Annotated in this window: 7 protein-coding genes; all 7 read right to left on the bottom strand. The window is 70.6% G+C overall.

Annotated features, from left to right (window positions below):
- Positions 1–666 precede the first annotated feature (666 nt).
- Positions 667–1542, bottom strand: coding sequence for a patatin-like phospholipase family protein (locus tag ACIA8K_RS37815; RefSeq protein WP_396068297.1), 876 nt, complete (start codon positions 1540–1542; stop codon positions 667–669).
- A gap of 94 nt (positions 1543–1636) precedes the next feature.
- Positions 1637–2851 (bottom strand): phosphoglycerate dehydrogenase, encoded by a 1215-nt coding sequence (gene serA / locus ACIA8K_RS37810; RefSeq protein ID WP_396068296.1) that lies wholly within the window; start codon positions 2849–2851, stop codon positions 1637–1639.
- A 294-nt stretch (positions 2852–3145) separates the two neighbouring features.
- Positions 3146–3628 carry a hypothetical protein gene (locus ACIA8K_RS37805; RefSeq protein ID WP_396068295.1) on the bottom strand — a complete coding sequence of 161 codons (483 nt, stop codon included), beginning with the start codon at positions 3626–3628 and terminating at the stop codon, positions 3146–3148.
- A gap of 155 nt (positions 3629–3783) precedes the next feature.
- Entirely contained in the window at positions 3784–4233 is a 450-nt protein-coding gene (locus ACIA8K_RS37800) for a hypothetical protein (RefSeq protein WP_396068294.1), read from the bottom strand.
- Entirely contained in the window at positions 4230–4745 is a 516-nt protein-coding gene (locus tag ACIA8K_RS37795; RefSeq protein ID WP_396068293.1) for an RNA polymerase sigma factor, read from the bottom strand. Before ACIA8K_RS37795 ends, ACIA8K_RS37800 begins: the two co-directional genes overlap by 4 nt.
- A gap of 45 nt (positions 4746–4790) precedes the next feature.
- Entirely contained in the window at positions 4791–4979 is a 189-nt protein-coding gene (locus ACIA8K_RS37790; RefSeq protein ID WP_396068300.1) for a DUF397 domain-containing protein, read from the bottom strand.
- A gap of 1 nt (position 4980) precedes the next feature.
- Entirely contained in the window at positions 4981–5862 is an 882-nt protein-coding gene (locus tag ACIA8K_RS37785) for a helix-turn-helix domain-containing protein (protein WP_396068292.1), read from the bottom strand.
- Positions 5863–6000 lie beyond the last annotated feature (138 nt).

Here is a 6000-nt window from a genome sequence, read left to right as displayed (position 1 = left end):
TGGTGGCCCTTATTCGAGCGCGATAAGGGCCACCAGAGCCGCAAGGATCTTGCATCCCGCCAGATGGACGCGAGATCCCGCACAACGAACCCATCTCGGCGCGGAGCGCCCAAGCTGCCACTGTCTCTGGCGCGGCGACACGCGAAAGCCAAGATCGACTAACTCTTCGGCAGCTCTCGGCTTCGGTGCAAGCCCTTGCGACCGCCCAGGGCGAGCTCGACCGGCTTGCCCGGCTGCGTCCGCTGTTTCGGTGCGAGCTCTTGCGACCGCCCAGGGCGAGTTTGACTGGCTTGCCGGGCCGCGTCCGCTGTCTCGGTGCCGGCCCTTGCGACAGTCCAGACCGCAGCCGCCCAGACCAGCCGCCGCTGAGACGATGACCGTGCTGCCCCCGCGTGCCGCGAGACCGCTGACCAGCCGGAACGACCCGCCAGACTCTCGGCTCGATGCCAGCCCTTCGATCGTCAGGCCCCAGACCGCCGCACGCGAATGGGCAACAGAGTCGTCAAGCCCGGTCGGCAGCGCGTCGTCGCGTAGCCGGGCCGCGTCCTGCGTCGGGGCTCACCGAACAGCCGCCGGTACTCGTAGGTGAACTGGGACAAGCTGTCATAACCGACCAGGTGCCGGATCGCGGCGATGTCACCGGGCCCAAATCGCCCGCGCCACCGCCTACGCGAAGCAGGCGGCCGACACGGCCGGGGCGACGCGGTGGCCCTGGGCGCGGGCGGCGTCAAAGGCGGGATCCCAGCGGGTGGCGTCGAAGACGTTGGAGCCGAGCGCGTCAAGTGCCTCCGCGTCCGGGACGACGAGCGTGGCGCGGGTGGCCCGGGCGTCGCGGCTGTCGCGGGTGTCGCGGGTGTCGCGGCGGAGCGTGTCCAGTTCGGCGTCGGTGGTGCCGCGGGCGCGGGTGCGGGTGGGGGAGAGCGGGGAGAGGACGACGACGCGGGCCGCGCCGGTGGCCAGGTCCGCGTTGGTCAGTGAGCGGACGCCGCCGTCCATGTAGCGGCTGCCGTTCATGGTGACCGGCGGGAAGATGCACGGGACGGCGCAGCTCGCGGCGACCGCGCGGTCAAGCGGCACGCCTGAGGTGCGGTCCCAGGTGACGGGATGGCCGGTGGCCGCGTCGACCGCGGTGATCAGCAGCGGGCGGTCCGGCCAGTCGTGGGACGGCAGGCGGCGGCCGAGCGCGATGACGTAGGGCTCCTCAGCGACCACGTCCGCGGCCAGTGCCAGCGTGCCGACCGCGGCCCGGACCGACGCGGGATCTCGTTCCGTGTCGTTGAGCAGGCCGAACACCTCGGTGCCGCGTGCCCAGTCCGGCTGCATCGGCGGGTCGGCGTCGGTCAGCCGTGCCTCCAGCCGGGCGGCGTCGACGGGGTCGAGGCCGCCGGCGAGCAGCGCCCCGGCGACCGCGCCGGCGGACGTGCCGACGATCAGGTCCGCGCCGGTCAGGTCGACGCCCTGTTCGCGCAGGCCGGCGAGCAGTCCGAGATGCCAGGCGATGCCGGTGAGGCCGCCGGCGCCGAGCACGAGCGCGAGATCCATATGTTCAGGGTAAGGCGCTGTATCGACGTGGGGGGCGGAGCGAGGCGCGGTCCAGGAGCACGGGAGGGCGGCGAACCGCCCTCCCGTGGCCGGGTCAGGCCAGGACGCGCAGGCGGACCGTCTGGGGCAGCGTGCCCAGCTGGTTGACCATCTCCGGGGTGAAGTCGCGGCCGATGTCGGTGAGCAGGTAGCCGAACTCGCCGCGGGTGGCAAGCAGCTGACCCTCGACGTTCACCGAGTGCTCCGCGAGCACCCGGTTGACCTGCGCGAGTACGCCGGGCGTGTTGCGGTGCAGGTAGACCAGGCGGTGGCCGGTGGTGTGCGGCGGGAGCGCGACGGAGGGCAGGTTGACGCTTAGCGTGGTGTTGCCCTCGGTCAGGTAGGTGGCCAGCTTGTTGGAGACGAACGCGCCGATGTCGGCCTGCGCCTCCTCGGTGGAGCCGCCGATGTGCGGGGTGAGGATCACGTTCGGCAGGCCGCGCAGGACGGACTGGAACTCGTCGCCGCGGCCCTTCGGCTCGACCGGGAAGACGTCCACGGCGGCGCCGGCGATGTGCCCGTTCTCGAGGTGCCGGCGGAGCGCGTCGTGGTCGATGACGAGGCCGCGGGAGAGGTTGAGGAAGATGCTGCCGGGCTTCATCCGGGCGAACTGCTCCTCGCCGAAGAAGCCGTTGTTGCCGGGGCGGCCGTCGACGTGGATGGTGACGATGTCGGCCACGTCGAGCAGCTCGTCGAGGGTGCTGCAGCGCCGGGCGTTGCCGAGCGAGAGCTTGTCCGCGCTGTCGTAGAAGTAGACGCGCATGCCGAGCGCCTCGGCGAGCACGGAGAGCTGGGTGCCGATGTTGCCGTAGCCGACGATGCCGAGCCGCCGCCCGCGCACCTCGTGGCTGCCGTCCGCGGCTTTGTCCCAGGTGCCCGCGTGCATGCCGGTGTTCTTCTCGGTGAGCCGGCGGGTCAGCGCGATGATCTCGGCGAGGGCCAGCTCGACGACGCTTCGCGTGTTCGAGAACGGCGCGTTGAAGATCGCGATGCCGGCCTCGGACGCGGCGGCCTGGTCGATCTGGTCGGTGCCGATGCAGAACGCGCCGATCGCGGCCAGGTCCTTCGCGGCCTCGATGACGCGCGCGGTGACCCTGGTCTTGGACCGGATGCCGAGCAGCGTGACGCCGTCGATCCGCGAGATCAGCTCCTCCTCGTCGAGCGCGGAGGAGACGGACTCCACGACATAGCCCTCGGACTCGAACCGGGCCACCGCGTCGGGGTGGATGTTCTCCAGGAGAAGGACTCGCGCTTTACCGTCGTCGATCATCGGGTGTTAATCCTCGGTTTCCCTGCTGCTGGGGTGGGTCGGTCCCACCTTAGCGAGCCGCGCATGCGGGTTTCGGCGAGCGGCTGGCCGGGTCCCACATTGCGTGACGGGCGCAGGTGCAGAAAAATCGATCGATCCCGATCAAAAGTAGTGGGGCATGAGCAGGTGAGCGTCATCCTGACGCCCTTTATCCGGATATTTCCGGGCATTGCGTCGGCCGAGGCGTAGGCCGGGCCGCCCGTCACCCGGATCGGTGACGGCCGGCTGGACCCATGCCCGGACTGAACCTCAGGGTCAGGGCGCGTTGAAGTTGAGGGTGACGTCGTTGGACTGGCCGATGACCGTGACGTCCCAGCCGTTCGGGTGCTGAAGCGTCAGCAGCGAGCCGATGTCGGTGAGGACCGTGTACCCGGCCTTCGGCGCCGCCGCCCGGTAGTAGTCGAGCACCTCCGCCGGGGACGGCGCGCTGAGGATCACGGTGCTCGTCGTACCCCCGATGAACGCGTCCTTGACCGTGGCACCCGGCGGAAATTCAAGACCGGGCGCAACGCCGGAGATGGTACGGCCGTCGACAGCCACCGAATCGCCCGCGGACGATCCCGCGGGCGCTCCGGTGGCGGGCGGCGCAGCAGCGGCCGAGGTCGCCTCCGACGCAGCGGCCGGTGAGGTGGCGGCTGGCGCCGGTGCGGCCTCCGGCGCCGGGCTGGAGGAGCAACCGGCCATCACCGCCAGGGCCATGCCTGTCGATAGAGTCAGGGCGAGCGTCCTGGCGGTCATGGCGTCCTCCGGCGTGTCGGGTCTGTTACCGCTCCCGATCTTGAATGATGGCCGCAACCGCCACCTCACCAGAACGTGCCAACGACCTGCGCGTTCATCGACGGTCAGGGCCGCGCCGAGGCACCGCGCCACGGCACCGCGCCACGGCATCGTGCTCAGCCGCCGAGCTCCCGCTTGCGACGCAGCAGCGCCGCCCGGTGTGCCCGCGCCCGGACCAGGTTGACCACCGCGACCACGAGCAGCGTGACCGACATCGCGATTGCGGCCGGCTCCCACGTGTCCCGGGAGATCGCCACCGCTGCCACGAACGCGGCCAGCAGCGCGGACGCGGTCAGCCCGAGCCAGCCCGCGATCACCCGGTCCCGGGCGAAGAGCGGCGCGCGCCGGGTCAGCACCCAGCTCGCCCACCCGCACCAGCCCAGCCCGACCGCCACCATGACCGCGAACGCGGCCCGCGTCGCGCCCGGCAGCCCGGGTTCGGTCGCCCACAGCGTGCCGGCCACAAGCGCCCCGCCCAGCCCGCCGAGCAGCGCCACCACGGCGGCGAGACGGCGTCCCGGCGACAGCGTCCCGGACAGTCGGCCGATCATGTCGTCCGCGTTCATGCCTGGTGTCCTTTCTCGATGAGCGAGGCGCGGAGCAGTCGCCGCCCGCGTGACAGCCGTGACTTGACAGTGCCGGCCGGCACGCCGCAGATCTCCGCGCACGTCTCGACGGACAGGTCCTGCAGGTAGAACAGGATCAGCAACTCGCGTTCCAGTACCGGCACCCCGGCCAGCCCGGCGGCCACCACGGCCCGGTCGACGACGGCGTCGCCGATGTCCGGCTCCGGCTCGTCGGCCGGTGCGGCAGGTCGTGCGTACTCGGCGCGCAGCCGGTTGGTGACCGCCCGCCGCGCGATGCTGAACAGCCACGGCGCGAACCGGCCCGGCTCCCTCAATCGGGGCAGCCCGCGTACGACGGCGAGCCACACCTCCTGGGCCACGTCGTCCGCGGCCCCCGTACCGATCATGCGGCGCACGAACGCGTGCACCGGCTCGTGCCACTCCCGGACCAGCCCGGCGAACGCGTCACGCTCGCCGAGCTGGGCGCGGACGACCAGCAGTTCGTCAGTCATCCCGCCTCCTCTCACCGACTCAGTCGGGAAAGGGGGCCGGCGGGTTCATCGCCCGGCGAGGTGTGCGGTGAATGCGCGGTACGCGGCGGTACTCACGGTCAGGATCGGCCCGGCCGGATCCTTGCTGTCGCGGAAGGCAACAAAACCGGGCAAATTACCGGCGATTTCCACGCAGTTGCCGCCGCCGCCACCGCTACGACGACTCTTGCGCCATTGCGCCCGGCTCAGGTCCAGATCATGCACCGGTGTACTCCTTGATCACTTTTCCGATGAGGTCATCCGAAGCATCGCGATCGAGAGCCCGCCGGTCCAGCATATTCCACACCGTTTCGAACGAGGACACCTCTTCGGGGAGGTCGAGATAGAGCGCGCCGGTCACGTTCTCCATGTAGACGGTGGTCGGCTCCACTTTGCGGATTCCGACCTGGGGGAAGTCGAGCAGCACGAACGCGCCGGCGCCCATCGCCCAGTGCGGCCCGGCGGAGGACGGCACGATGCGCACGCCGATGTTCGGCCGCGTGGAGATGTTCACCAGGTGAGCCAGCTGCCGCAACCAGGCGTCGGTGTCACCGATCGGGCGGTGCAGCACCGACTCGTCGAGCAGCACGTCGAGCTGCGGCGGCCGGGGCGTGCGGCGGGTGAGCAGCCGCTGGCGCTGCATCCGGACCCGCAGGTGCTGGGCCAGTTCGGGCTCCGAGATGGCGGGGAAGGTGCCGAGCACCGTGGTGGCGTAGGCCTCCAGCTGCAACAGGCCGGGTATGAGCGTCGGCTCGTAGTGCCGGAGCCGGGACGCGGCCTCCTCCATGCCGACGTAGAGCTCGAACCACTTCGGCACCGCCTTGCCGTACGCCTGCCACCAGCCGTGTTCCTTGCTCGCCGCGGCCAGGCCGAGCATCACCTCGCGCATGTCGTCCGGAGCGCCGTAGAGGTCGCTGGCGGCCCGCACCTCAAGCAGCTTGACCGGCGCCTCGCCGCCCTCGATGCGCGACATTCGCGCAAGTGATATCTCCAGGTGGAGTGCGGCGTCCTTGAGCTTGACGCCCGCCTCCTCGCGCATCTGGCGTAGTAAACGACCGAGCTGCCTCCGGGGTACGGACGATCCGCCCTCTGTCGGCATGCCGTCTCCTCGTCGTCGTTTTTGAGAGGTCGTTCCCTCTCGAAATGCAGGGCCGGAAAAGCGAACACCGGAAATTCCGGTAGCAAGCTTTCCAGGCGGCCGCCCGAACGGGAAGGTCTACCACGGAACACGTCCGTA

Origin of the sequence: Catenuloplanes sp. NPDC051500 (assembly GCF_044454585.1) — a bacterium.
In the GTDB taxonomy this organism is placed as follows: domain Bacteria; phylum Actinomycetota; class Actinomycetes; order Mycobacteriales; family Micromonosporaceae; genus Catenuloplanes.
The sequence above is the reverse complement of the archived record's forward strand: the minus strand, read 5'-3'. Positions and strand labels throughout refer to the sequence as shown.

Coding starts and splice junctions, on each gene's coding strand:
- ACIA8K_RS37815 (WP_396068297.1), bottom strand. CDS start 1,542: ATGGATCTCGCGCTCGTGCTCGGCGCCGGCGGCCTCACCGGCATCGCC.
- serA (WP_396068296.1), bottom strand. CDS start 2,851: ATGATCGACGACGGTAAAGCGCGAGTCCTTCTCCTGGAGAACATCCAC.
- ACIA8K_RS37805 (WP_396068295.1), bottom strand. CDS start 3,628: ATGACCGCCAGGACGCTCGCCCTGACTCTATCGACAGGCATGGCCCTG.
- ACIA8K_RS37800 (WP_396068294.1), bottom strand. CDS start 4,233: ATGAACGCGGACGACATGATCGGCCGACTGTCCGGGACGCTGTCGCCG.
- ACIA8K_RS37795 (WP_396068293.1), bottom strand. CDS start 4,745: ATGACTGACGAACTGCTGGTCGTCCGCGCCCAGCTCGGCGAGCGTGAC.
- ACIA8K_RS37785 (WP_396068292.1), bottom strand. CDS start 5,862: ATGCCGACAGAGGGCGGATCGTCCGTACCCCGGAGGCAGCTCGGTCGT.